This window comes from Pseudomonas sp. EpS/L25, from assembly GCF_001512295.1.
GTDB lineage: Bacteria > Pseudomonadota > Gammaproteobacteria > Pseudomonadales > Pseudomonadaceae > Chryseomonas.
Map to the genome: position 1 here is coordinate 721765 of NZ_LNUP01000002.1, position 24398 is coordinate 746162.

Consider the following 24398-nt stretch of genomic DNA (forward strand, 5'->3'; position numbering starts at 1 on the left):
TCAGTCGTGGCGTGGAACCTGGCGCTGCAGGTCGTCCAGGCGCAGCAGGGTCATGGACTTCAGACAGCTCAGGTACTGCAACTGCTGCATGGCGCCGCTGAAACCCCGGGTGGCGGTGGCGCAGCGGGGTGCCCGGTCGTCCTGCCAGAGGCGCTGCAGCCGTTCGAGGTTGGGGCGCTGGGCCGGCGTGGTGGCGGCCAGCACCCTTTGATAGACCTCGTCCAGCCGGGTCTCGGCCGCCGCCAGATCCTGAGCGGCACAGGCGGCCAGTTGGCGCTCATCGCCCTGGCGCTCACAGTCGACCGATGGCCTTTCCGCGGCGTGCACCGAGGTCGCGAGCAGCAGGGCGAGAAGCAAGGAGAGGCGGCGAGCGACGATCATGCAGGAAGGCTGGGTCGAGGGCAGTCCGCCTAGACTGACCTAATTGCCAGGTTCTCACCAGGCACCATCGGTCTCCTGCCGCTGGCCCTGGGTGTCGCGGAAGCTGCGCACCTGCTCCAGCAGCCAGGCGATCCAGCGTTGGACCGGTGCTTCCACCGGACCCTGGGGCAACACGAGGAAGTAGGCCTGGGGCGAGAGCTGGTTGAATTGATCCGGCAGCGGGCGGACCAGGGCGCCACTGGCCAGCAGGCGCTGGGCCAGCACGCAGCCGCCCAGGGCGACGCCCTTGCCCGCCGCGGCCTGCTGCAGGGCCATGCCGCTGAGCGAGTAGCGCGGTCCGCGCAGGTTTTCGCCGAGACCGACGTCCTGGCTGGCGAACCAATCCTGCCAGGCATTGAATCTGCTGCTCGGGCGGCCGGCGCGCCAACCGCCGGGCCATTCGGCGTGCAGCAGGGGATAGTCCAGCAGGGCCCTGGGTTCGGCGAGGGGCGTTGGGATCAGCGCCGGGCTGCACACCGGGAAGATCCATTCGCGCAGCAGCAGACGGGTCTCACCGTCCTGCCAGTCGCCTCGGCCATAGCGAATCGCTGCCTGGGCACCACCCTCGGTACCCAAGGGCACGATGGCGGATGAGGCGTCGAGGAAGACCTCGATGTCGGGGTGCTGCCGTTGAAAGTCTTCCAGCCGCGGCAGCAGCCATTCCTGGCCGAAGGTGGGGGGGGGCGCTGACGGTGAGCACGCTGCTCTTGACCCGCGCCCGGGCCACGGCGCGGGTCAGGCCGTCGAGGTGGGGCGCGATCTCGGCGGCCAGGGCGCGACCCTGCACGGTGAGGCGCACTCCCTGCGGCAGCCGCTCGAACAGGGGTTGCCCCAGCTCCTCCTCCAGCAGGCGGATCTGCCGGCTGATGGCCCCGGCGGTGACGTGCAGCTCTTCCGCGGCCTTGGCAAAGTGCTGATGACGGGCTGCCGCGGCGAAGGCGCGCAGGGCGTTGAGGGGGAGGGTAGTCGTCACGGCAGCCTCGATTTGTCTGAAAAGTGCCTGCGCTCGGTCATGCCGCGTTAAACACCGGCTGGATCGCCAACCCGGCCAGGGTGGCCCCGCCGCAATGCTCATTTACCACTCGTAAACCCGAGCGCGAGCCCGGTCCGCTTCCTCGCCGATTTGATTCGCTGGCGCTCACCCTTCGGGCCGGCCGTTGGCCGTTGCGCCTTGCCCGATCTTCGCGCGGCGACTTCTCAGGCAAGCCTTAGTTTTCCTGAGCCTGACGCCCATTAAACATCGTTTGTCCGACCTATTCAGCCACCGTCACCATGCAGGCTCACTTTTTCCTGGAAAGACGATCATGCGCAAGGAGCTGGATGCCACGGCGGTGCTGGCCATGTTGATGCTCTGCCTGGTCTGGGGGCTGCAACAGACGGCGATCAAGTCCATCGCCGAGCAGGTCGATCCGCTGTTGCAGATCGGCTGGCGCTCGCTGCTGGCGGCCGGGTTGCTCTATGGCCTGGCGCGCTGGCGTGGCATCCGCTGCCTGGGCCGGGACCAGACGCTGGTGCCCGGTCTGCTGGCCGGCTCGTTGTTCGCCCTGGAATTCCTCTGCATGGCGGTGGGCCTGACGTACACCAGCGCTGCGCACATGGTGGTGTTCATCTACACCGCACCGCTGTTCGCGGCCTGCGGCCTGCACTGGCTGGTGCCTGGGGAGCGGCTGTCGGCGCGCCAGTGGCTGGGCATCGCGCTGGCGGGAAGTGGGGTGGTCTGTGCGTTCCTGGTCGGCAAGCCGACTAATGGGGCGAGCTGGCAGGGCGATCTCATCGGCCTGCTCGGCGGCGCCTGCTGGGGCGCCACCACGGTGCTGATCCGCCGCAGCGCCCTGGCCGAGGCGCCGCCGCTGCGGACCCTGTTCTATCAACTCGGGGTGACCGGCGTGCTGCTGCTGGCGCTGGCCCTGCCGCTCGGCAAGCGACTGAATCTGGCCGCGCTGGATTCCCTGGCCTGGTCGAGCCTGGCGTTCCAGGTATTCATCGTCGCCGGCATCAGCTTGCTGGGCTGGTTCGTGCTGCTCAGCCGCTATCGCGCCGCACCTCTGGGCGTGCTGACCTTGATGACGCCACTGTTCGGCGTGCTGATGGGCGTCTGGTTGCTGAACGAAACACCGGGGCCGGGATTTCTCGCCGGTGCGGCCTTGGTGCTCAGCGGTCTGCTGATCGTCAGCTATCCTTCCCGCTCGCGAGTGGCGTCCTGCTGATTCGCCTGGCTTCGAGAATCCGATGTCGTCCACCCCGCTGAATCCCTGGCTGCTGCGTCTCATCCCCCTGGTGTTCCTGGCCCTCTGGTCCGCTGGCTTCGCCGTGTCCAAGGTGGGCCTGGCCTATGCGCCGCCCTTCACCCTGCTGGCGATGCGTTATGCATTGGCATTCAGCGTGCTGCTGGTGGCTTTCCTGATTCTGCGTCCGCCCCTGCCGCGTACGCGGCGGGAATGGGCGAATCTTGCCGTGGTGGGCTTTCTGATCCAGGGCGTCTATTTCGGCATGAGCTATGGCGCCCTGGTGCTGGGTGCCTCGGCCAACGTGGTGGCCATGGTCGCCTCGTTGCAGCCGATCCTGGTGGCCCTGGGCGCTCCGCTGCTGGTGGGCGAGCGGGTGGCGCCGCTGCAGTGGCTGGGGCTGGCCCTGGGCCTGCTCGGCGCCATCGGGGTGATTCTGGCGCGGGCCAGCGTCGCCGTGGAGTCCGTCCCGGGCATCTTCCTGGCGGTCGGCGCGCTGCTGGGCATGACCAGCGCAGTGCTCTACGAAAAGCGCCTGGGCGTGGCCCAGCATCCGGTGACCAACAACCTGGTGCAGTACAGCGTCGGCCTGGTCTGCTGTGCCCCCGTGGCGCTGCTGTTCGAGCACAGCCCGGTGCACTGGGCGCCGGCCTTCGTCGGTGCCCTGGCCTACCTAGTGCTGGCCAATTCGCTCTTGGCCATCAGCCTGCTGGTGTGGATGATCCGCGCCGGCGAGGCAGCGCGAGTCAGCGCGCTGTTCTTCTGCGTCCCACCGGGCGCCGCCCTGACCGCCTGGTTGCTGCTGGACGAGACCCTGCCGCCGTTGGCCTGGGGCGCCATGGCGATCGCCATCGGCGGGGTGCTGCTGGCGACCCGTACCGGCAGGAAGGCGCGCTAGCCGGCTTCAGGCTCGGCCAGGACCACGCGTTCGGCGAGGAAGTCGAGAAAGACGCGTATCCGTTTGGGCATCGGGCCGCCCTGGCCCAGGTAGACGGCGTGGATCTCCTCGCGGTCGCCGGGGTTGCAGTCCTGCAGCACCGCCTGCAGGCGACCCGTGGCGAGATCATCGGCGACCTGGAAGGCCGCCAGCCGCGCCAGGCCGACGCCGGCCAGCGCGAGATGCCGCAAGGCCTCGCCGTCACTGGCCTGGACCGTGCCCGAGAGCGGCAGGGTCAGGAGCTCGGCGCCCTGGTGCAGCGGCCAACCGGGTTGCGCCCGGGCGTAATTCGCGCCCAGTCGGTTATGCCTAAGCAAATCGTCGGGCGTGGTCGGCGTGCCCTGGCGTGCCAGATAGCGGGGGGCGCCGACGATCAGCATGGGCGTCGTCCCCAGTCGGCGGGCGACCAGTTGGGAGTCCTTCAGCCGTCCGGCGCGGATGGCCACGTCGGTGCGGTGCTCCAGCAGGTCGACCACCTCGTCGGTGAGTACCAGGTCCAGGGTCACCTCGGGATAGCGGGCGAGGAAGTCGGGCAGCAGGGGCAAGAGCACATGGTGGCCGAAGGGCACGTTGGCGTTGATGCGCAAGCGTCCGCGCGGCGCGCTGCCCGCGCTACCGCAGCGCTCGGCTTCCTCCAGATCGGCGAGCAGACGAACGCCGCGCTCGTAGAAGGCGCAGCCTTCGGCGGTAAGGCGCAACTGGCGGGTGGAGCGATTGAGCAGGCGGGTGCCCAGGCGCTGTTCGAGCCGGGTGACCAGTTTGCTGACCGCGGAGGGCGTCAGGCCGCTGGCCCGGGCGGCGCTGGAAAAGCCGCCGGCTTCGACCACCCGCACGAAGACCTCCAGTTCGCCGAAGCGATTGACGCTCATCCCTGCACTCCTTTGAATTCAGTTCATCAATGCTGTTCCTGCGGGCAGTCTATTCGCCTTTGGCATGCAACGGCAGGATGGAGCTTTCCCGTTCTGGAGCCCGACGATGACCGTTCTTCCCCTTTCTCCAAGTCTGGCGAAAGCCGGCTCACTGCTGTGTGCCCTGATGACTGGCCTGCTGGCCGGTGGCCGTGTGGAGGCTGCCGAAGACACTCGCTCCAGCCATTGGGTGGCGAGCTGGCAGGCCAGTCCCCAACCGGTCTGGGGGGAGGATTTCCTGTTTCCCACGCAGCTGCCGCACCTCCTGAATGACCAGACGGTACGCCAGGTCGCGCGGCTGAGCCTCGGCGGCGAACGGGTGCGGGTGCTGTTTTCCAATGCCTATGGCCGGCAGCCCGTTCCCCTCGGGCCGGTGACCCTGGCGTTGCCGGCAGCGACGGCGGGTAGTGTCGTGGCGGCCAGTCTCAAGGCGGTGACCTTCGGCGGTCAGCCCACCTCGGTCATCCCCGCGGGCGGCGAGTTGCTCAGCGATCCCGTCGCCCTGCCAGTCGCGGCCTTGGCCCAGGTCGTCGTCAGCTTTTACCTGCCACGGCGCACGCCCATGACCACCTTCCACTGGGATGGCCGCCAGACCGGCTGGATCGTGCCGGGCGATCGGACCCGTGCTCTGCGCCCGGACGCTGGCGACAAGGCGGTAGAGACCACTGCGCGACCGTTGCTGGCGGGTATCCAGGTGCAGACGACCGCGGCTGGTCGCAGTGTCGTGGTCATCGGCGACTCCATCACCGACGGCGCGACGGCCACTCTGGATCGAGACCAGCGCTGGCCGGACGTCCTCGCCGAACGCCTGGCGCCCCAGGGCGTGGCGGTGGTCAACGCCGGTATCTCCGGGGCGCGGCTGCTGAGCGACGGCATGGGGGTCAAGGCGCTGGACCGCCTGGACCGTGACGTCCTGGCACAGCCCGGTGTGGCCAGCGTCATCGTGCTGCTGGGCATCAACGACATCGCCTGGCCGGGGACCGCCTTCGCCCGTACGGCTTCGCGACCGACCCTGGAGGAACTCATTGCCGGCTATCGACAGCTGATCCAGCGCACCCATGCCAGGGGACTCAGGGTCATGGGTGCGACCCTGACGCCCTTCGCCGACGCGCTACCGGACACGCCCCTGGCCGACTACTACCAGCCCGCCAAGGAAGAGCTGCGCCAGCGCCTCAATGCCTGGATCCGCACGGCCGGCGCCTTCGATGCGGTGCTGGATGCCGACGCCGCGCTGCGCGATCCCCACCAACCGACGCGGCTCGCGCCCGCGTACGACTCCGGTGATCATCTGCACCCGGGCGACGCGGGCAATCGCGCCCTGGCCGCGGCGGTGGACCTGGCGGCGCTGCTACCGGGCAGCGAGAGCGTTCCCGTGCCGCGCCCACAGCCCTGAGGCCCGCCCCGGCCTGGCGTCAGGCTCTCAGACCATCCGCATTCCCGCCAGCACCTTGTCCACCGTCAGCGGATAGTCGCGGATGCGCACCCCACACGCGTTGTAGACGGCGTTGGTGAGGGACGCCCCGGCGCCGCAGATCCCCAGTTCACCGACGCCCTTGATCTTCAGCGGATTGGCCTTGTCGTCCAGCTCCGGCAGGAAATGGGCCTCGATGGCGGGGATGTCCAGGTGGCTGGGATAGTGGTAGTCGGCCAGGTCACGATTGACGAAGTGGCCGTGGCGGGTATCGATCACTCCGTCTTCATGCAGCGCGCTGCCGACGCCCCAGATCATCCCGCCGAGCATCTGCGAATGAGCGGTCTTCTCGTTGAGGATGCGCCCGGCGGCGAATACCCCGAGCATGCGCCTCAGGCGGATCTCGCCGGTGAGGGCATGCACCCCCACCTCGGCGAAGAAGGCGCCATAGCCCTGCTGGGAATAGTCCTTGAGCGTCTGCCCCGGCTTGATCTCGCCGATGGCCTGGAGATCGTGCTCGCGGGCCAGTTCGGCCAGGTCGCGACTGCCGTTGTCGGCGATCAATCGACCTCCCACGAAGCGCGCGCTGGCTGGGTCCAGACCAGCCGCCTCGGCCGCCTTCAGGCGTAGATTCTCGCAGGCCAGGTACACCGAGGAGCCGGAGCTGGCGGCACCGAAGGAACCACCGGAGCCGGCCCCGGCGGGGTCGTCGCTGTCGCCCAGCAGGACCTTGACCCGCTCCACTGGCAGCCCAAGGGATTCCCCGGCGATTTGCGCCAGGATGGTATAGGTCCCGGTGCCGATGTCGGTCATGGAGGTCTTGACCGTGGCCGTGCCGTCTGCCTCCAGGCGAACCCCGGCCTGGGACGGCCTGAGCATATTGGCGCGACTGGCCGCCGCCATGCCCATGCCGATCAGCCAGTCACCGTCACGTAGCTGACCGGGCTTGGCCTGGCGCCTGTTCCAGCCGAAGCGGCGGGCACCGTCCTGCATGCACTCCACCAGCTTGCGGGAGGAGAAGGGGATGTGCTTTTCCGGGTCCTGGCTGGGTTCGTTGCGGATGCGCAGCTCGATGGGATCGAGATCGAGCATGACCGCCAACTCGTCCATGGCGCTCTCGCTGGCGAGCATGCCCACGGCCTCGCCGGGCGCCCGGCAGGAGCCTGACTCGGGCAGGTCCAGCTCGACCATGCGGTGTGCCACCAGGCGGTCGTCGCCGGCATAGAGGGTGCGCGAGGACAGGCCGGTGGGCTCGTAGTAGGTCAGGCCACGAGCGGAATGGGACCAGCCTTCGTGGGCCATCGCCTGGATACGGCCATCGCGGTCGGCGCCCAGGCGGATGCGCTGCACCGTGGCGGAGCGATGGTCGGTGATCTGGAACATCTGTTGGCGGGTCAGGGTGACCTTGACTGGGCGGCCGATGGTACGGGCGGCCATGGCGCCGATCAGGGCGTCGGCATAGATCGGCAGCTTGCCGCCGAAGCCGCCGCCGATGTAGCGCGCCACGATGCGGACGTTTTCCTTGGGCAATTGCAGGGTATTGGCCACGCAACTCTGCGCCTGCTCGACGAATTGAGTGGAGCAATAGATGGTCACCCGGTCGCCGTCCCACTGGGCGAGGCTGGCGTGGGGTTCCATCTGCGCATGGATGTGGTAGGGCGTGGTGTAGCGCTCGTCGAGCTTGATCGGCGCCCGGGCGAAGGCGGCGTCGACATCGCCCGAGGCGGTGTCGGTGGGTTGGTCGGCATCCGGCGGCTTCACCGCCTGGCCAAGGTTGGCCGCCAGGTCGAAGACACCCGGCTCGGCGGCGTAGTCGATCTCCACCAGGGCCGCGGCCAGGCGCGCCTCCTCGAAGGTCTCGGCCACCACGAAGGCCACAGGTTCGCCGAAATAGCGCACCTGGTCGCTGTCCAGGTAGGGCTTGGGCCGGGTGAAGCGGCCGCTGTTGTCCGGCTCGCGGGCGGCCTGGCGCGGCGCATTGCGATAGGTCAGCACACTGAGCACGCCCGGCGCGCTCTCCGCGGCGGAGGTGTCCAGGCGGCGGATGCGGCCCTTGGCGATGGTGGCGCCGACGATGAAGCCGTAGGCTACGCGGTCGTTGCGGAATTCGAAGCTGTAGGGCGCCTGGCCGGTGACCTTGAGCAGGCCGTCGACGCGGTCGATGGGCTTGCCGATCAGGCCGCCGCGATTCTCGTCGATCAGGTTGCGGCCAGCGGGTTCATTCATTTCCATGGCGCTGTCCTCAGGCCTGTTGGCGGGCATCGGCCACCCCGGCGCGCAGCACGCGGCGGGTCAGCTCGAGCTTGAAGTCGTTGTGGCCATAGCCACGGGCACCGGCGAGCAGGGCATCGCCCACGGCCGCCAGATCACTGTCCACGGTCTGGCCGGCAAAGGCCTGGTCGGCCGCCGCCACCCGCCAGGGCTTGTGCGCCAGGCCGCCGAAGGCCGCGCGAGCGCTGCGGATGCGCATGCCGTCCAGCTCGACGATGGCGGCCATGGACACCAGGGCGAAGGCATAGGAGGCGCGATCGCGCACCTTGCGATAGACCTGGATGCCGGGCGGCGGTGGCGGCAAGGTCACGGCGGTGATGAGTTCGCCGGGTTGCAGCACCGTCTCGATCTGTGGGGTATCGTCGGGCAGGCGATGGAAGTCGGCGATAGGAATGCGTCGAGTGCGGCCATCGGCCGCGCGGGTCTCCACCGTAGCATCGAGGACCCGCATGGCCACTGCCATGTCGGAGGGGTGCACGGCGATGCACTGGTCGCTGGTGCCGATGACGGCGTTCATCCGGTTGAAGCCGCCCAGGGCTGAGCAGCCACTGCCCGGCTGGCGTTTATTGCAGGGCATGGCGGTGTTGTAGAAGTAGGAGCAACGAGTGCGCTGCAGCAGGTTGCCGCCGGTGGTGGCCTTGTTGCGCAGTTGCGCCGAGGCGCCGGCCAGCAGCGCGCGGGAGAGCACCGGATAGCGCGCCCGTACCCGGGGGTCGGCGGCCAGGGTGGAGTTGCGCACCAGGGTACCGATGCGCAGGCCGCCCTCTGCGGTAGGGCTGATGCGATCCAGTGCCAGACGATTGATGTCCAGTACCTGGCTGGGCGTTTCGATCTCCAGCTTCATCAGATCCAGCAGATTGGTGCCGCCGGCGATGAAACGGCTGCCGGCCTCGGCCCCCTGGCGGCTGGCCTCGGCTTCGCTCTGCACGCGCCGATAGTCGAAGACTCTCATGCCTGGCCCCCCGCCATCTGGATGGCCGCGACGATGTTGGGATAGGCGCTGCAGCGGCAGAGATTGCCACTCATGCGCTCGCGGATCTCTTCCTCGCTCAATGTCATGGGGCCGTCGAGACGCGCCGAGACGTGACTGGGCATGCCGGCCTTGACCTCCTCCAGCAGGGCCACCGCCGAACAGATCTGCCCGGGCGTGCAATAGCCGCACTGGAAGCCATCCTTGGCCAGGAAGGCCGCCTGCATCGGATGCAGGCGCTCTGCCTGGCCCAGTCCCTCGATGGTGGTGATGGCGTCGCCTTCGTGCATGGCCGCCAGGCTCAGGCAACTGTTGATGCGTTGGCCGTTCACCAGCACCGTGCAGGCGCCGCACTGGCCATGGTCGCAGCCCTTCTTGGTGCCCGTGAGGTGCAGGTGCTCGCGCAGGGCATCGAGCAGGGTGGTGCGGCTGTCGACCTTGAGCCTGCGCGCCTCGCCATTGATCTGCAGGGTCAGCGGCAGCAGCTGCGGCAGACGCGCGGCGATGGCCTGGGGCGTCAGGGGCGCGCCACCGCTGGCCTGGGCGAAGGTGTAGCCGGGAATGGCGCTGGTCGCCACCAGCACCGCGGAGGTGCCGAGGAACTGCCGCCGCGACAGGCGCCAGCGTGCATCGGAGTCGGAAGCCATGGTCGGATTCTCATCGTTAGGGGCACATCACGGGAGTTCTGATGACTACCCCGGTGCCAGTGGGGTTCAGCCCATTGGGCTGCCGGCCCGAGCAGGCGGCATACCGAATGTGTCCTGCCCCTTGAGAAGGGCTCTGGATTGGCACTCTCAGCGCTTCGCTGAGCGACTTTCAACGTCACGTTGAATACCGCTGGGCAGGGGTGCTGAACCGCTTCCGGTCGGCGTCTGTCCCTTACCTGAGGTGGCCTTTCGCTGCCACCGCCTATTCCGACCACGGGGGCAATCTGCACCCCGCGGCTTTAACCGTGAGGTCCGCCATGAACGCCACCCCCGCGCGCCAGCTCCAGCCGCTGGCCGAACCCGAGTCCCATACCATCGCCCTGACCCTCAACGGCAAGCAGTTGCAACTGGCGGTCGAGCCCTGGACCACCTTGCTGGACCTGCTGCGCGACCACCTCGACCTGACCGGCACCAAGAAGGGTTGCGACCATGGCCAGTGCGGCGCCTGCACCGTCTTGGTCAATGGCACTCGCATCAACAGCTGCCTGGCCCTGGCGGTGATGCAGGACGGCGCCGAGGTCACCACCATCGAGGGCCTGGCCCAGGGCGAGCAACTGCATCCCATGCAGGCCGCCTTCGTCGCCGAAGACGCCTTCCAGTGTGGCTACTGCACCCCTGGCCAGATCTGTTCGGCCATCGGCATGCTCAAGGAAGGCCACGCCCACAGCGACGCCGAGGTGGCCGAGCAGATGAGCGGCAATCTCTGCCGGTGCGGGGCCTATCGCAACATCCGCGCCGCCATCGAGCGGGCGCGTCCAGACTGCCAGCAAGGGGAGGGCCGCGAATGAACCGCTTCGGTTATGCCAAGCCCAACGCCGTGCCCGATGCCATCCGCCAGCATGGCCCCCAGGCCCATTTCATCGCCGGCGGCACCAACCTGCTGGACCTGATGAAGGAAAACGTCGAGCGCCCCGAGCAACTGATCGACGTCAACGGCCTGCCCCTGCGCGAGGTCGAGACTACCGCCGAAGGTGGGCTGCGCATCGGTGCCCTGGTCAAGAATGCCGAGGTGGCCTATCACCCCGAGGTGCAGCGTCGTTACCCGCTGCTGGCCAAGGCCATCCTCGCCGGCGCCTCGCCACAGCTGCGCAACATGGCCTCCACGGGCGGCAACCTGCTGCAGCGCACCCGCTGCTACTACTTCTATGACGTGGGCACGCCCTGCAACAAACGCGAACCTGGCTCCGGCTGCGGCGCCCGTGAAGGGCAGAATCGCATCCATGCCATCCTCGGCCACAGTGAGCAGTGCATCGCCACCCACCCCTCGGACATGTGCGTGGCCCTGGCTGCGCTGGAAGCCCGGGTCGAGGTGAGCGGTCCGAACGGCGAGCGTGTCATCGACTTCGCCGACTTCCATCGGCTGCCCGGCGACACCCCCGAGCGCGACACCAACCTCGCCGCCGACGAACTCATCACCGCCGTGACCCTGCCGGCCGAGAGCCTTGCCGCCCACAGCGCCTACCTGAAGATCCGCGACCGCGCCTCCTATGCCTTTGCCCTGGTCTCGGTGGCGGCGGCGCTGGAGCTGGATGGCGACCGGATCAGGCAGGTTCGCGTCGCCCTGGGTGGCGTGGCCCACAAGCCCTGGCGCCTGCCGGAGGCCGAGCAGGCCGTGATCGGTCAGATGGCGGACAAGGCGGCCTTTGGCCAACTGGCCGATCGCCTGCTGCAAGGCGCCCAGGGCTTCGCCCACAACGCCTTCAAGATCGAACTGGCCCGGCGCGCCATCGTGCGTGCCCTTACCGAAGCCGCCGGAGGTACCCTGCAATGACCGTCGTCCATCTGCAAAAAGCCGTTCCCCGCGTCGATGGACCGCTCAAGGTCACCGGCCAGGCGCTCTATGCCGGCGAATTCAGCGTGCCGGATCTGGCCTTCGGTTTCGTGGTCAACGCCACCATCGCCAAGGGTCGCCTGCTCGACCTGGATGTCAGCGAAGCCCTGGCTCAGCCCGGGGTGATCGAGGTGCTCAGTCATCTCAATCGGCCCAAGATGGCCAGCTACGACGAGAGCTACACCGACATGGACGCGGCCGACGGCAAGCCCTTCCGGCCGCTGTACAACGACCGCATCCTCTATAGCGGCCAGCCCATCGCCCTGGTGGTGGCCGAGACCTTCGAAGCCGCCCGCCACGCCGCCTCGCTGATCCGCGCTCGCTACAGCGAAGAAGACCACGCCACCGACCTGGCCAAGGCCCGCGATCAGGCCCACGAAGCGCCCATGGAATTGCCGGACAATCGCGGCGACGCCCCGGCTGCCTTGGCCGCTGCGCCCGTGCGTATCGAGGCCGAGTACCACTCCGCGGCGGAATTCCATAACCCCATGGAGATGCACGCCTCCACCGTCATCTACCACAAGGACGGCAAGCTGACGGTGCACGACAAGACCCAGGGCGTGCAGAACAGCGCCCAGTTCGTCAGCAGCATCTTCGGCCTGGGCGAGGGTGACGTGAAGGTCATCTCGCCCTTCGTCGGCGGGGCCTTCGGCTCCGGTCTGCGGCCCCAGTACCAACTGGTGCTGGCGACCATGGCGGCGCTGCAGCTCAAGCGCTCGGTGCGGGTGACCCTGACCCGCCAACAGATGTTCACCTTCGGCTATCGTCCCGAGACCTACCAGCAGATCAAGCTGGCCTGCGACAGGGACGGCAAGCTGCAGGCCATCGACCACAGCGCCCTGGGCATCACTTCGCGTTTCGAAGACTTCACCGAGATGGTGCTGGTCTGGTCCGCCTCGCTCTATGCCTGCCCCAACGTCAAGCTGGCCTATCAACTGGCCGCGCTGGACGTCTACACCCCGCTGGACATGCGCGCCCCCGGCGCGGTGCTGGGCGTCTATGCGCTGGAAAGCGCCATGGACGAACTGGCCTATGCCGCTGACATCGATCCGCTGGAATTGCGCATCCGCAACTTCACCGACACGGATCCGGCCAAGGGCAAGCCCTATTCCAGCAAGGAACTACTGGAATGCTATCGCCAGGCGGCCGAGCGTTTCGGCTGGGAGCAGCGCAGCATGGCGCCGCGTTCCATGCGCGACGGCAACCAGCTGGTGGGCTGGGGCATGGCCACCGGGGTCTGGGAAGCCATGCAGCAACCCGCCACCGCCAAGGCGGTGATGAACATCGACGGCAGCCTGGTGGTGGCCAGTGCCACGGCCGACATCGGCACCGGCACCTATACGGTGATGACCCAGATCGCCGCCGAGAATCTCGGTCTGCCGCTGGACAAGGTGACCTTCAAGCTCGGTGATTCCACCCTGCCCAAGGCACCCCTCGAGGGCGGTTCCTTTACCGTTTCCTCGGTGGGCACCGCCGTGAAACTGGCCTGCGACCAGCTGCGTCAGCAACTGCTGGATGCTGCCAAGGAAATGGACGACTCCCCGCTGGCCAAGGCCGAACTGGAGCAGGTGGTGTTCGCCGACGGCGGTATCAGCCTCAAGACCGATCCGGCCCAGCGCGTCGACTTCACCGCCATCCTCAAGGCTTCGGGCTCGCCGTCCATGGAAACCCTGGCCAGCGCCGAACCGGCGGAAGGCCGTGACGACTACGCCACCGGTACCCACTCGGCGGTGTTCGTCGAGGTCAAGGTCGATGAGGACTTCGGCAGCGTCCAGGTCAGTCGCGTGGTCACGGCGGTGGCTGCAGGCCGCATCCTCAACCTCAAGACCGGGGAGAACCAGGTGGCCGGCGGCATCGTCTGGGGCATCGGCATGGGCCTGCAGGAAGAGGGAATGATGGACACCACCGAAGGTCGATGGATGAACCACAGCCTCGCCGAATATCACTTCCCGGTGCAGGCCGACATCCAGCAACTAGAGGTGATCTTCGTCGAGGAGCACGATGAGATCGTCAATCCGCTAGGCGCCAAGGGCATCGGCGAGATCGGTATCGTCGGGGTGGCGGCAGCCATCGCCAACGCCATCTTCCACGCCACCGGCAAGCGGGTCCGGGATCTGCCCTTCACCCTGGACAAGGTGTTCGCCGACGAGCTGTTGCACTAGGAAGGTAGGTCGTGGGGCTTCGGTAATGGAGCCTTCTCGGCCAAACCCAAGCAACACCCACCTGCACCAGACCACTCCCTTTCCCTCCGGGAGAGGGCTGGGGTGAGGATAGATCGGTGCATCGCTGAACAAAGGGGCCTTGGGCTTCTTCGTCCTTACCCCACCCTGAAACGAAAAAGGCCCGCCTCCAAGAGACGGGCCTTTTTCAGGCAGTCAATCAAGAAACCTGTCGACTCACTCCGCGTGCGACGCGCCTTCGTGCTCGATCTGTTCCTTGTATTCGAGGGCAGCGGCCTCGCTCTGGTAGACGCCGACCAGTTCACCTTCTTGCTTCACGTCCCAGAGATGCAGGCCCAAGCCACGGGCTTCGCGGGACATATGGTCTTCGTCACGTTCGGTTACGGTAATGGTCATGCTGTATCTCCTTGATCGAGCCCGCGCTACGGCTGGGCTTGGTCCCCATACTAGAGCGTTTCGCTTCGGGACCAAGGCACGTCTCAGCAACAAGCCGTTACAACTTCTGCGACAATCCGCCGCAGTTTCCGCGGTCGTGGAAGGATAGCCAGGCTTCATCGCCAGTGGTGAGCCGGCTCCGCGCCTTCGACTTTCTTCGCCTTCGAGTTCCACCCCGTGACCATGCAGACATCCAGAGGCCTTCTGCGTCTCGCTACCTTGGCCGACGTGACGGCGCTCTTCGCCATCCGCACCGCGGTGGCGGACAACGCCTTGACCCAGGAGCAACTCGCCGACCTGGGCATCACTCCCCAAGCCATCGCCACGGCCCTTGCCGCCGAACCCTGTGCCTGGGTACTGGAACTGGGCGGAGAGGTGGTGGGCTTCAGCATGGTGGATCTGGCCGCCGGGGAGGTCTTCGCCCTGTTCGTCCGGCCCGATCGTCAGGGGCAGGGCTTCGGTAGCCGGCTGCTGGCTGCCGCCGAGACGGCCCTGTTTCGGCGCCATGCCCTGATCTGGCTGGTCACCGATGGTGCCTCCTCGGTACGGGCCAATGCCTTCTACCGGGCGCGGGGGTGGCAGCAGGTCGCCCGGCTTGAGGGTACGGATGTACGCTACGAGAAGGCGCGCCTGATCGAGCGGAATGCTGGAGATATCGCCTGATGGACCTGACCTAGCCGGGAGGTTGTCTCCGCGGATGTATCCGTTAACGATTCCGCGGATCTCCTCGTGATCCTCACATCTGCTCCTGTGGGCACTGTCGAAGATGCTCGGGCGCCCTGACCCTGGTCTGTATCGAGCTGGACAAAATCCAGCTGCGCTGGACGGGCCCCGGGGGCGAACCCGCGCTCTGGCGCTTCTCGGCGGCGACCTGCCGCGCCTGCTGTCCGCGCAGTGCCTCGCCCTTGGGAACGGTGGACGAGGGGCCTACCCTCGCACTGGCGGTGGGCAGTCTCGAGCGGACGGTCGAGCGAGTCGCTCCCCTGTTCCATTCTTTCGCGAAGCAGCGGCCGCACTGGTGGAATCCAGCAATAGCGCCCGTTCGCTAATCACCTGGCTGAAAAGAAAACGCCCTCCGAAGAGGGCGTCGTGATCAAGACTCAAATCAGTTGGCGCCTTTCACCGTGCGCCCATTGACCGTGCCTTCCTTGAGGCTGGTCTGGTATTCCTTGCCGTCGCTCTCCTGCTGGTAGAGACGCACCAGCAGATAGTCCCAGTCCTTGGCGAACCACAGCTCGGTCTTGCGGCTGCTCTTGGTGGGATCGCGCACGCGCTCGACCTTGATGGCATCGAACAGGCCCAGCGGGGTGCGGATGCGCTCGGGGCCGATGACGCGGAAGTCATAGGTATCGATGCCGTCGCCATCGACGATCTGGTAGCTCATGCTCTTCTTGCCGTCGGCCACGTCCTGCTGCAGCTTGAGCTGATAGGTCGACTTGTCCAGCAGACCGCGATCCAGGGGCAGGCTGACCGGATCGTCCTTGTCCTTGCCGGTGACCTTCTTGGCGGCCCAGTCGAAGGTCAGCTCGCTCTCGCGGCTCTTGCCCAGGCCACTGCGCTTGTACTGGTAGGTGTCCGGCAGGAAGGCCTCGCCCTCGTGGCGGAAGGTGCTGGACTCGTTGAGGCCCGCCACCAGCATGGAGGCTTCGAACTTCAGCTCCCAGCGACCATCGGCTTCTTTCTCCAGCGAGCGTTCGGCGGAGCCGCTGACCGGCATCTGCTTCCAGTCGGCGGTGTAGCTGGCCGTGAACGGCTGCAGGTCGAAGGCGAAGGCCGAGGCACTGCAGAGGGTGGCCAATAGGAACAACAGACGTCGCATCAGTTTCTCCTTGGATCAGGAAAGGGAGGCTGCGGCCGTCAGCGACGGCAACGTGGCCCCGGTAGGCGGCAGTGCCTCGCCATCGAGCTCGGCACCCAGGGTACCCAGCCGCAGACGACCTTCGGCGAACAACCGCACGGCCACAGGATAAAGGAGGTGCTCGGCGGCGTGTACCCGTGTCGCGAGGCTCTCCGCCGTATCTTCAGGCTGCACCGGCACCCGCGACTGCAGGACGACCGGGCCGCCATCCAGTTCCTCGGTGACGAAGTGCACGCTGCAGCCATGCCAGGCATCGCCGGCATCGAGGGCGCGCTGGTGGGTGTGCAGCCCCTTGTACAGCGGCAGCAGCGAGGGATGGATATTGAGCAGGCGACCCTGGTAGCGCCGCACGAAGGCTGGCGTGAGGATGCGCATGAAACCGGCCAGTACCACCAGATCGGCGCCCTGGGCATCGATGGCGGCCGCCAGGGCCACGTCGAAGCTGTCGCGGTCGGCATGCTCGCGGTGATCGATCACCGCCGTGGCGATGCCGGCCTGGCGGGCCCGCTTCAGGCCATAGGCCTCGGCACGGTTGGCGATCACCGCTGCAATCCGCACAGGTGGCCTCGCAGCGTCGATCAGGGCTTGCAGGTTGCTGCCGTGGCCGGAGACGAGCACCACCACGGCGCAGTCGGCAGAACTCATCCGTGCTGTTTCAGATTGTTCAGCACCACCTGGTCGGCACCGGCGGCGGCCTGTTCGATACGGCCGATCACCCAGGGCTGCTCACCCTCGGCGCGTAGGACGTTGAGCGCGTTCTCGACCTGGTCCTGGGCCACGCAGATGACCATGCCCACACCGCAGTTCAGCACGCGGTGCATCTCGGTCTCGTCGACATTGCCCTGCTGCTGCAGCCAGTCGAACACCGCCGGACGCTGCCAGCTGGCCACGTCGAGCACCGCCTGGGCACCCTCGGGCAGTACGCGCGGGATGTTGTCCAGCAGGCCGCCGCCGGTGATGTGAGCCATGGCCTTGACCGCGCCGGTGTCCTTGATCAGCTTGAGCAACGGCTTCACATAGATGCGGGTGGGCGCCATCAACAGTTCGGTCAGCGGCTGACCGTCGAGCTGGATGTTCTCGATGTCGGCACCGGCCACCTCGATGATCTTGCGGATCAGCGAATAGCCGTTGGAGTGCGGGCCTGAGGAGGGCAGGGCGATCAGGGCGTCGCCGGTGGCGACCTTGGAACCGTCGATGATTTCGGACTTCTCCACCACGCCGACGCAGAAGCCGGCCAGGTCGTAGTCTTCGCCTTCGTACATGCCGGGCATCTCGGCGGTCTCGCCGCCCACCAGGGAGCAGCCGGCCTGTTCGCACCCGGTGCCAATGCCGGTCACCACCTGGGCGGCGACGTCGACGTTGAGCTTGCCAGTGGCATAGTAGTCGAGGAAGAACAGCGGCTCGGCACCGCAGACCACCAGGTCATTGACGCACATGGCGACCAGGTCGATGCCGATGCTGTCGTGCTTGGCCAGGTTCATGGCCAGCCGCAGCTTGGTGCCGACGCCGTCGGTGCCGGAGACCAGGACCGGCTGGCGATAGCCGACCGGGATCTCGCACAGGGCACCGAAGCCCCCCAGGCCGCCCATGACTTCCGGGCGGGCAGTGCGCTTGGCGACGCCCTTGATGCGTTCTACCAGAGCCTCACCGGCGTCGATGTCTACACCGGCGTCCTTGTAGCTCAGCTGGGGTTGTTTGCTCATGAATCCTGGCCTTTAGCGAATGGCGAAACGAGCCGGCTGGCGCCAGCCGGCGATGAGGCGGGCGATTTTACCAGAAGCCGTGCCAAAGCACGCGGCCAGCCGTGGCCTCCGGTCCGGGATGGGATGGCACCCGGCCACCGTGGCGTGGTCACAACTTGGCTGCTTGCTAAGCGCCTGCTCGGCCGGGTCGACTTCGCGCTATCCGCGCGGGCACCTTGCCCGCGAGACAGGCGGCTTTTAAGGTATGCCCCTTGCCCTCTCTATGGAATCGCCATGCGCCGTCTCGTCCTTTCGTTGTTCGCCTCGCTGCTGGTCTTGAGTCCGCTGGCCCGCGCCGAGGTGGTGGACAACCTCTATCAGGTTCGCGAGCCGGTGGCCTCGCAACAGCCGGACGAGCGTACTGCCGCCCTCAAGCGCGCCTTTCAAGTCCTCGCCGCACGGCTGACCGGCAATCCTCAGGCCGGTCAGAATCCTGGCCTGGCCAGCGCCCTGGCCGCGCCGGAAGCCCTGGTCACCCAGTACGGCTATGACGCCGGTCCGCCGGAGGTGCTGGTGGTCAACTTCGATCCGGCCGCTGCCGAGCGCGCGCTGGGCCAGGCCGGCTTGTCCGTCTGGGGCGCCAATCGCCCGGTGGTGATGATCTGGTGGCTCAACGACAGCGACGGCGGCGCGACTCTGGTGGGCGACGGCCAGCCCGCCAGCGCCAGCGTGCAGCGCGGTGCCCAGCGTGCCGGCTTGCCAATCCGTCTGCCCATCGCTGACCTGACCGAGCAACTGGCCGGCACCGCCGCCAACATCGACGCCAACGATCCCACCGCCCTGCGCCAGGCCTCCGAGCGCTATGGCGCCAACGCCTTGCTGGCCGTGCATGCCAAGCCCCAGGGCAATGGTTGGCAGGCCCAGTGGCGCCTGTGGAACGGCGGCGCCGCCGAGCAGGGCAGCAGCCAGGCGGCCGACCAGGACGCCTTGGCGGCGGCCGTCCTGCAGGACGTCGGTTCGCGGCTATCGAAGAAATTCGTTTCCCGTCCGGGCACCACCCAGCCGCTGACCCTGGTGGCCGACAACTCCACCTTCGAGCGCTATGCCCAGTTGCAGAAGGTGCTGGAACCCCTCTCGAGTCGGCTGGTGAAGGTCGAGGGTACTCAGCTGACCTACGACCTCACCGCCAACCCCGACCAGTTGCAGGCGCAGTTGGGTCTCGCCGGCCTGCAACCTGCCGCGGCCCCGGCCGCTGCTGCGCCGGCTATCCCGGGCGCACCGGTAGACGCCAATGCCGCCCCGGGCGCCCCTGCGGCCCAGCCGGCTCCGACTGCCCAGCCCGCACGGACGACCCTGTATTTCCGCTGGCCATAGGGGCGAGCGACGGCCGCTGAAGTGGCTGCTGCGAGGGGGCCGGGTTTTGGTTAGACTTGGCGCCCTCGCGTAACCGCCAAGAGCCGTTCCAGCCGGCATGATGCCTCTACAGCTGCCCCTGGGCATTCGTCTGCGTGACGACGCCACCTTCGTCAACTACTACCCTGGCGCCAATGCCGCGGCGCTCGGCTATGTCGAGCGTCTGTGCGACGCCGATGCCGGCTGGACGGAAAGCCTGATCTATCTCTGGGGGGGCGCCGGCGCCGGTCGCAGCCACCTGATGCAGGCCGCCTGTCACCGATTGGAGGAACTGGGCGAGCGGGCCATCTACCTGCCCATGGGCGAACTGGCCGATTATGGCGTGGAGCTGTTCGACAACCTCGAGCAGTGCGAGCTGGTCTGCCTGGACGATCTCGACGCCCTGGCGGGCCAGCGCCGCTGGGAGGAGGCACTCTTCCACCTGTTCAACCGGCTGCGCGACGCCGGCAAGCGGTTGCTGATCTCCAGTACCGCCGCGCCGCGGCACCTGCCGGTGCAGCTGCCCGATCTCAAGTCGCGGCTGACCCTGGCGCTGGTCTTCCAGCTGCGTCCGCTGTCCGACGAAGACAAGCTGCGCGCCCTGCAACTACGTGCCTCCCGGCGTGGGCTGCACCTCACCGACGAGGTCGGTCGGTTCATCCTCTCGCGCAATACCCGCAGCATGGATGCGCTGTTCGACATGCTCGAACGGCTGGATCAGGCGTCGCTACAGGCGCGGCGCAAGCTCACCATTCCCTTCGTCAAGGAAATCATGGGCTGGTAGCCGCGCCGGCTCCCGCTACTGCTGCAGGCGACCCGCCAGCGTCGCCAGGCGCTTGCCCAGGGCCCGGCACAGCGCCGTCTCCTGTTCGTCCAGCGCGCGCTTGCCATCGGCACCGGCGAAATGGCTCGGTCCATAGGGCGTGCCGCCCCCCTTGGTTTCCAACAGGGCATTCTCGCTGTAGGGCAGGCCGGTGATGAGCATGCCGTGGTGCAGCAGCGGCAGCGCCATGGACAGCAGGGTGCTCTCCTGGCCACCGTGCAGGCTGGCGGTGGAGGTAAAGACGCCTGCGGGCTTGTCCACCAGCGCGCCGGTCAGCCAGAGGCTGTTGGTGCCGTCGAGGAAATACTTCATGGCGGCGGCCATGTTGCCATAGCGCGTCGGGCTGCCCAGGGCCAGCGCCGCACAGTCGCGCAGGTCATCGAGGGTCGCGTAGACCGCGCCTTGCTCGGGTACGGCAGGTGCCACGGCGGCGCACTCGGCGGATACCGCCGGCACGGTCCGCAGGCGGGCGGTCATGCCGCCCATTTCCACCCCGCGCGCCACCTGGCGGGCCATCTCGGCGGTGGCGCCATGGCGGCTGTAGTAGAGCACCAGGACATACGCTTCGGGGGTCATTGCAGGATCTCCAGGACGCGCTCGGGGGGGCGACCGACGACGGCGCGTTCGCCGCGCACGGCGATGGGTCTCTCGATGAGGCGGGGGTGGGCGACCATGGCCGCGATCAGGGCTTCGTCGTCCAGCGCCGGATCGGCGAGGTTCAATTCGCGATAGGCGTCCTCGCCAGTGCGGAGCAACTGGCGCGCGGCCAGGCCCAGCTTGGCGAGCAGCGCGCGCAGGGTCGCGGCATCCGGCGGCGTTTCCAGGTAGGGCAGCACGGATACGGCTAGCTCGCGGCTTTGCAGCAGCTCCAGGGCCGCGCGCGATTTCGAGCAGCGCGGGTTGTGATAAAGGACGATTTCACTCATGGGCTGATCCATAGAAGGTAAGATGCCCATTGTAGCGGGTTGGCGAGGACCGCCGCGCCAGCCCTTGACCGTGCCTTTCGAGGAACCGCCAATGCCGGCCCGCTTGCGTGAACTGTGGTCCTTCTTGCGCTATCTCGCCGACCGCTTCATCGAAGACCGCGCGCCCAACAACGCCGCGGCCCTGACCTACACCACCCTGTTCGCGGTGGTCCCGGTGATGACCGTGACCTTCGCCATGCTCTCGGCGATACCCGCCTTCCAAGGCACCGAAACCCAGATCCAGGCCTTCATCTTCCGCAACTTCGTGCCCTCTACCGGGGCGACGCTGGAGGAGTATCTGCGCAACTTCATCGAGCAGGCGCGGCACCTGACCTGGCTCGGCGTAGCCCTGCTGGCGGTCACCTCCTTCTTCATGCTGGTGACGGTGGAAAAGACCTTCAACGACATCTGGCGAGTCCGTATCCCGCGGCGCGGGGTGTCCAGCTTCCTACTGTATTGGGCGGTATTGAGCCTCGGCCCGCTGCTGCTCGGCGCCGGCTTCGCCATGAGCACCTACCTGGCCTCGGTGGCCCTGGTGTTCGGCTCCTACGGCATGTCCGGCGCCCAGGCGCTGCTCAAGGTCACGCCGCTGCTGTTCAGCATCGCCGCCTTCACCCTGATGTACGCCGCCGTGCCCAACACCCGGGTGCCGCTGCGCCATGCGCTGATCGGCGGCGCCCTGACCGGCGTACTGTTCGAGGCGGCCAAGAGCATTTTCGGTCTCTATGTCTTCTATTTCCCCGGTTACCAGTTGATCTATGGCGCCTTCGCCACGGTGCCGCTGTTCCTGGTGTGGATCTATGTGTGCTGGCTAATCGTGCTACTGGGCGCGGAGGTGGTCTGCAGCCTGTCCACCACCCATCACTGGCGCCGCGCGCCGCTGCCGGCCTTCTTCATCCTGCTCGCCGTGCTGCGGGCCTTTCTGGAAAGGCAGCAGAGTGGCTCCAGCCTGCACCTGGGGCGGCTGCACCAGGCCGGCTGGAAGCTGCCGGAGCATGAGTGGCACGCGGTGCTGGCCTTCCTGCAACAGGAACGCCTGGTGTGCCAGAACGACAGCGGTCACTGGGTGCTCTGCCGCGACCTGCATGGCTATGCGCTGCTGGACCTGCTGGATCGCGCGCCCTGGGCGCCGCCTGCGCCGGATTGCTGGCCGCCCGCCGAGCGCTTTCCCGGTGACTGGTATCCGCGGTTGCGGGAAGCCTTCGCGCGGCTGCAGGCACAACGTCATGAACTGCTCGCCGGTAGCGTGGCCCAGTGGCTCAAGGTCCCGCCGGCGCTGGAAGAACGGGGAGCCCCGCGATGAGGGACAGAGCGGCGCGTCGCGGCCTGATCAGTGGCCGCGTACAGGGCGTCTACTATCGCGAGAGTACCCGGCAGCAGGCGCAGCGACTGGGCGTCACCGGCTGGGTGCGGAATCTGGCGGATGGCCGGGTGGAGTGCCACCTGGAAGGTTCGGTCGAGGCACTTACCCATATGGAGCGCTGGCTCTGGCAGGGACCGACAGCGGCCCAGGTGACCGGGGTGGTGCTGGAAGAGGTGGCCTGCGAAGGCCTGACCGACTTCCAGGTCAGGCGCAAGGACGCCTGACCTGGAGCGGTAGCCCTTAGCGGGCCTTGAGGAAGCCGACGATCTCGGCCAGGGCGACATTCTGGCTGTCGCTGTCGGTACGACCCTTGTACTCGACCACGCCCTCGTTGAGGCCGCGCTCGCCCACCACCAGGCGATGGGGGATGCCGATCAGCTCCATGTCGGCGAACTTCACGCCGGGGCTGGTCTTCTTGTCCCGATCATCCAGCAGCACATCGAAACCCGCCGCTTTCAGCTCGATGTAGAGACGATCGGTCGCTTCCTTCACCGCGGGGTTCTCGTACTTCATCGGCACCAGGGCGATCTGGAAGGGCGCCAGGGCGGCCGGCCAGCGGATACCGCGCTCGTCATGGTTCTGCTCGATGGCGGCGGCGACCACGCGGGACACCCCGATACCGTAGCAGCCCATGGTCAGGAGGGTGGGCTTGCCTTCCTCGCCCAGGACCGACAGCTTCATGGCCTCGCTGTACTTGGTACCCAGTTGGAAGATGTGGCCCACTTCGATGCCGCGCTTGATCACCAGGCTGCCCTTGCCGTCGGGGCTCGGGTCGCCGGCCACCACGTTGCGCAGGTCGGCGACCTGCGGCAGCGGCAGATCGCGTTCCCAGTTGACGCCGAAGTAGTGCTTGTCTTCCTCGTTGGCGCCGATGCCGAAGTCGCTCATCAGGGCGACCGAGCGATCGACGATGCAGGGAATCGGCAGGTTCATCGGGCCCAGGGAGCCAGGGCTGGCGCCGATGGCAGCGCGGATCTCGGGCTCGGTGGCGAACACCAGGGGGCTTGCGACCTCGGGCAGGTTGGCCGCCTTGATTTCGTTCAGCTCGTGATCGCCACGCACCACCAGGGCGACCAGCTTGCCTTCCTCGGCGCCACGCACGACCAGGGTCTTCACGGTCTTCTCGATGGCCAGGCCGAATTTTTCCACCAGATCGGCGATGGTCTTGGTCTCGGGGGTATCGACCAGACGTAGTTCTTCGGTGGCGGCGCCGCGTGCAATTTCCCGCGGCAGGGCTTCGGCCTTCTCGATGTTGGCGGCGTAGTCGGAGCTGTCGCTGAAGGCGATGTCGTCTTCGCCGGAGCTGGCCAACACGTGGAATTCATGGGAGCCGCTGCCGCCGATGGCGCCATTGTCCGCCTGTACCGGGCGGAAATTCAGGCCCAGGCGGCTGAAGACGTTGCAGTACGCCTGGTACATGGCGTCGTAGGTTTGCTGCAGCGAGGCCTGGTTCAGGTGGAAGGAGTAGGCGTCCTTCATCACGAACTCGCGACCACGCATCAGGCCGAAGCGCGGACGGATCTCGTCGCGGAACTTGGTCTGGATCTGGTACAGGTTGATCGGCAACTGCTTGTAGCTGTTCAGCTCGTTGCGCATCAGGTCGGTGATGACTTCCTCGTGGGTCGGGCCCACGCAAAAATCGCGCTGGTGGCGATCCTTCAGGCGCAGCAGCTCGGGGCCGTATTGCTCCCAGCGGCCGGATTCCTGCCACAGCTCGGCGGGCTGGATGGCTGGCATCAGCACTTCCAGGGCACCGGTGGCATTCATTTCCTCGCGGACCACGGCTTCCACCTTGCGCAGCACGCGCAGGCCCAGCGGCAACCAGGTGTAGAGACCGGAGGCCAGCTTGCGGATCATGCCGGCGCGCAGCAGCAACTGGTGGCTGATCACCACGGCATCGGAAGGGGTTTCTTTGAGGGTGGACAGCAGGAACTGACTGGTACGCATGGCTGGGCGGTCTGTCGGTATCGAGACGGGACCGGCATTGTACGGTGGGGTGGGGCAGGGCGTACAGGGACGC

Annotated in this window: 24 protein-coding genes and 2 pseudogenes; 12 read left to right on the forward strand and 14 right to left on the reverse strand. The window is 67.2% G+C overall.

The window, feature by feature from the left end; translation table 11 throughout:
- From AR540_RS04395 to AR540_RS25960, 3 genes and pseudogenes are all read right to left on the reverse strand, one after another.
- Positions 1 to 381, reverse strand: a complete 381-nt coding sequence (locus AR540_RS04395; RefSeq protein WP_059226622.1) for a lysozyme inhibitor LprI family protein — start codon at positions 379 to 381, stop codon at positions 1 to 3.
- Positions 382 to 435: 54 nt separating this feature from the next.
- Positions 436 to 1077, reverse strand: a complete 642-nt coding sequence (locus tag AR540_RS04400; RefSeq protein WP_330219585.1) for a LysR substrate-binding domain-containing protein — start codon at positions 1075 to 1077, stop codon at positions 436 to 438.
- A 178-nt stretch (positions 1078 to 1255) separates the two neighbouring features.
- Positions 1256 to 1495: pseudogene (locus AR540_RS25960) on the reverse strand (LysR family transcriptional regulator); the annotation flags it as partial.
- A gap of 229 nt (positions 1496 to 1724) precedes the next feature.
- Between AR540_RS25960 and AR540_RS04405 the strand changes: the two are divergent.
- Both AR540_RS04405 and AR540_RS04410 read left to right on the forward strand, forming a co-directional pair.
- Positions 1725 to 2627 carry a DMT family transporter gene (locus tag AR540_RS04405; protein ID WP_059226623.1) on the forward strand — a complete coding sequence of 301 codons (903 nt, stop codon included), beginning with the start codon at positions 1725 to 1727 and terminating at the stop codon, positions 2625 to 2627.
- Between the two features lie 22 nt (positions 2628 to 2649).
- Positions 2650 to 3543: a DMT family transporter gene (locus AR540_RS04410; protein WP_059226624.1), complete on the forward strand. Its 894-nt coding sequence runs from the start codon at positions 2650 to 2652 to the stop codon at positions 3541 to 3543.
- Here the strand turns inward: AR540_RS04410 and AR540_RS04415 are convergent.
- Complete coding sequence (locus tag AR540_RS04415; RefSeq protein ID WP_059226625.1) at positions 3540 to 4451, reverse strand: LysR family transcriptional regulator; 912 nt, start codon at positions 4449 to 4451, stop codon at positions 3540 to 3542. The two genes, AR540_RS04410 and AR540_RS04415, sit on opposite strands and share 4 nt — an antisense overlap.
- Before the next feature lie 106 nt (positions 4452 to 4557).
- Between AR540_RS04415 and AR540_RS04420 the strand changes: the two genes are divergently transcribed.
- Positions 4558 to 5883 carry an SGNH/GDSL hydrolase family protein gene (locus tag AR540_RS04420; RefSeq protein WP_082706907.1) on the forward strand — a complete coding sequence of 442 codons (1326 nt, stop codon included), beginning with the start codon at positions 4558 to 4560 and terminating at the stop codon, positions 5881 to 5883.
- Between the two features lie 27 nt (positions 5884 to 5910).
- Here the strand turns inward: AR540_RS04420 and AR540_RS04425 are convergent, their stop codons facing one another.
- Genes AR540_RS04425 through paoA form a run of 3 tightly spaced genes read right to left on the reverse strand, consistent with a single transcriptional unit; the run spans position 5911 to position 9789 of the window.
- Entirely contained in the window at positions 5911 to 8133 is a 2223-nt protein-coding gene (locus tag AR540_RS04425; protein ID WP_059226627.1) for a xanthine dehydrogenase family protein molybdopterin-binding subunit, read from the reverse strand.
- A 10-nt stretch (positions 8134 to 8143) separates the two neighbouring features.
- Positions 8144 to 9124, reverse strand: a complete 981-nt coding sequence (locus AR540_RS04430; protein ID WP_059226628.1) for an FAD binding domain-containing protein — start codon at positions 9122 to 9124, stop codon at positions 8144 to 8146.
- Positions 9121 to 9789, reverse strand: a complete 669-nt coding sequence (gene paoA / locus AR540_RS04435; RefSeq protein WP_059226629.1) for an aldehyde dehydrogenase iron-sulfur subunit PaoA — start codon at positions 9787 to 9789, stop codon at positions 9121 to 9123. The genes AR540_RS04430 and paoA overlap by 4 nt, the downstream gene beginning before the upstream one ends.
- A 317-nt stretch (positions 9790 to 10106) precedes the next feature.
- Here paoA and AR540_RS04440 point away from each other — a divergent pair, with 317 nt between their 5' ends.
- Genes AR540_RS04440 through AR540_RS04450 form a run of 3 tightly spaced genes read left to right on the forward strand, consistent with a single transcriptional unit; the run spans position 10107 to position 13842 of the window.
- Positions 10107 to 10637: a (2Fe-2S)-binding protein gene (locus AR540_RS04440; RefSeq protein ID WP_059226630.1), complete on the forward strand. Its 531-nt coding sequence runs from the start codon at positions 10107 to 10109 to the stop codon at positions 10635 to 10637.
- Positions 10634 to 11620 carry an FAD binding domain-containing protein gene (locus tag AR540_RS04445; RefSeq protein WP_059226631.1) on the forward strand — a complete coding sequence of 329 codons (987 nt, stop codon included), beginning with the start codon at positions 10634 to 10636 and terminating at the stop codon, positions 11618 to 11620. Before AR540_RS04440 ends, AR540_RS04445 begins: the two co-directional genes overlap by 4 nt.
- Positions 11617 to 13842 carry a xanthine dehydrogenase family protein molybdopterin-binding subunit gene (locus tag AR540_RS04450; protein ID WP_059226632.1) on the forward strand — a complete coding sequence of 742 codons (2226 nt, stop codon included), beginning with the start codon at positions 11617 to 11619 and terminating at the stop codon, positions 13840 to 13842. The genes AR540_RS04445 and AR540_RS04450 overlap by 4 nt, the downstream gene beginning before the upstream one ends.
- A 234-nt stretch (positions 13843 to 14076) precedes the next feature.
- On the opposite strand, the gene AR540_RS04455 is transcribed toward AR540_RS04450, so the two are convergent.
- Positions 14077 to 14256 (reverse strand): hypothetical protein, encoded by a 180-nt coding sequence (locus tag AR540_RS04455; protein WP_059226633.1) that lies wholly within the window; start codon positions 14254 to 14256, stop codon positions 14077 to 14079.
- A gap of 222 nt (positions 14257 to 14478) precedes the next feature.
- On the opposite strand from AR540_RS04455, the gene AR540_RS04460 reads away from it, so the two are divergent.
- The gene (locus tag AR540_RS04460) at positions 14479 to 14958 is read left to right on the forward strand and encodes a GNAT family N-acetyltransferase (protein WP_059227945.1); all 480 of its coding nucleotides are present in this window, start codon (positions 14479 to 14481) and stop codon (positions 14956 to 14958) included.
- 62 nt (positions 14959 to 15020) lie between these two features.
- Positions 15021 to 15344 (forward strand): annotated as a pseudogene (locus AR540_RS26355) (GFA family protein); the annotation flags it as partial.
- 56 nt (positions 15345 to 15400) lie between these two features.
- On the opposite strand, the gene AR540_RS04465 reads toward AR540_RS26355, so the two are convergent.
- The 3 genes from AR540_RS04465 to purM are packed head-to-tail and all read right to left on the reverse strand — an operon-like array spanning position 15401 to position 17856.
- Positions 15401 to 16114 carry a DUF3108 domain-containing protein gene (locus AR540_RS04465; protein ID WP_059226634.1) on the reverse strand — a complete coding sequence of 238 codons (714 nt, stop codon included), beginning with the start codon at positions 16112 to 16114 and terminating at the stop codon, positions 15401 to 15403.
- Positions 16115 to 16129: 15 nt separating this feature from the next.
- Positions 16130 to 16798, reverse strand: coding sequence for a phosphoribosylglycinamide formyltransferase (gene purN / locus AR540_RS04470; RefSeq protein WP_059226635.1), 669 nt, complete (start codon positions 16796 to 16798; stop codon positions 16130 to 16132).
- Complete coding sequence (gene purM, locus AR540_RS04475) at positions 16795 to 17856, reverse strand: phosphoribosylformylglycinamidine cyclo-ligase (RefSeq protein ID WP_059226636.1); 1062 nt, start codon at positions 17854 to 17856, stop codon at positions 16795 to 16797. The genes purN and purM overlap by 4 nt, the downstream gene beginning before the upstream one ends.
- A gap of 273 nt (positions 17857 to 18129) precedes the next feature.
- On the opposite strand from purM, the gene AR540_RS04480 reads away from it, so the two are divergent.
- Both AR540_RS04480 and hda read left to right on the forward strand, forming a co-directional pair.
- The gene (locus tag AR540_RS04480; RefSeq protein ID WP_059226637.1) at positions 18130 to 19209 is read left to right on the forward strand and encodes a DUF2066 domain-containing protein; all 1080 of its coding nucleotides are present in this window, start codon (positions 18130 to 18132) and stop codon (positions 19207 to 19209) included.
- Positions 19210 to 19306: 97 nt separating this feature from the next.
- On the forward strand, positions 19307 to 20011 hold the full coding sequence (hda, locus tag AR540_RS04485) for a DnaA regulatory inactivator Hda (protein ID WP_059226638.1): 705 nt from the start codon (positions 19307 to 19309) through the stop codon (positions 20009 to 20011).
- Between the two features lie 15 nt (positions 20012 to 20026).
- Here hda and wrbA read toward each other — a convergent pair whose 3' ends face one another.
- Positions 20027 to 20626, reverse strand: coding sequence for an NAD(P)H:quinone oxidoreductase (gene wrbA, locus AR540_RS04490; RefSeq protein WP_059226639.1), 600 nt, complete (start codon positions 20624 to 20626; stop codon positions 20027 to 20029).
- Positions 20623 to 20976 (reverse strand): arsenate reductase (glutaredoxin), encoded by a 354-nt coding sequence (arsC, locus tag AR540_RS04495; RefSeq protein ID WP_059226640.1) that lies wholly within the window; start codon positions 20974 to 20976, stop codon positions 20623 to 20625. The genes wrbA and arsC overlap by 4 nt, the downstream gene beginning before the upstream one ends.
- 91 nt (positions 20977 to 21067) lie before the next feature.
- On the opposite strand from arsC, the gene AR540_RS04500 reads away from it, so the two are divergent.
- Complete coding sequence (locus AR540_RS04500; protein WP_059226641.1) at positions 21068 to 22318, forward strand: YihY family inner membrane protein; 1251 nt, start codon at positions 21068 to 21070, stop codon at positions 22316 to 22318.
- The gene (locus AR540_RS04505; RefSeq protein ID WP_059226642.1) at positions 22315 to 22602 is read left to right on the forward strand and encodes an acylphosphatase; all 288 of its coding nucleotides are present in this window, start codon (positions 22315 to 22317) and stop codon (positions 22600 to 22602) included. The genes AR540_RS04500 and AR540_RS04505 overlap by 4 nt, the downstream gene beginning before the upstream one ends.
- Before the next feature lie 16 nt (positions 22603 to 22618).
- Here the strand turns inward: AR540_RS04505 and AR540_RS04510 are convergent, their stop codons facing one another.
- Entirely contained in the window at positions 22619 to 24325 is a 1707-nt protein-coding gene (locus tag AR540_RS04510; protein WP_059226643.1) for a proline--tRNA ligase, read from the reverse strand.
- Positions 24326 to 24398: the final 73 nt, after the last annotated feature.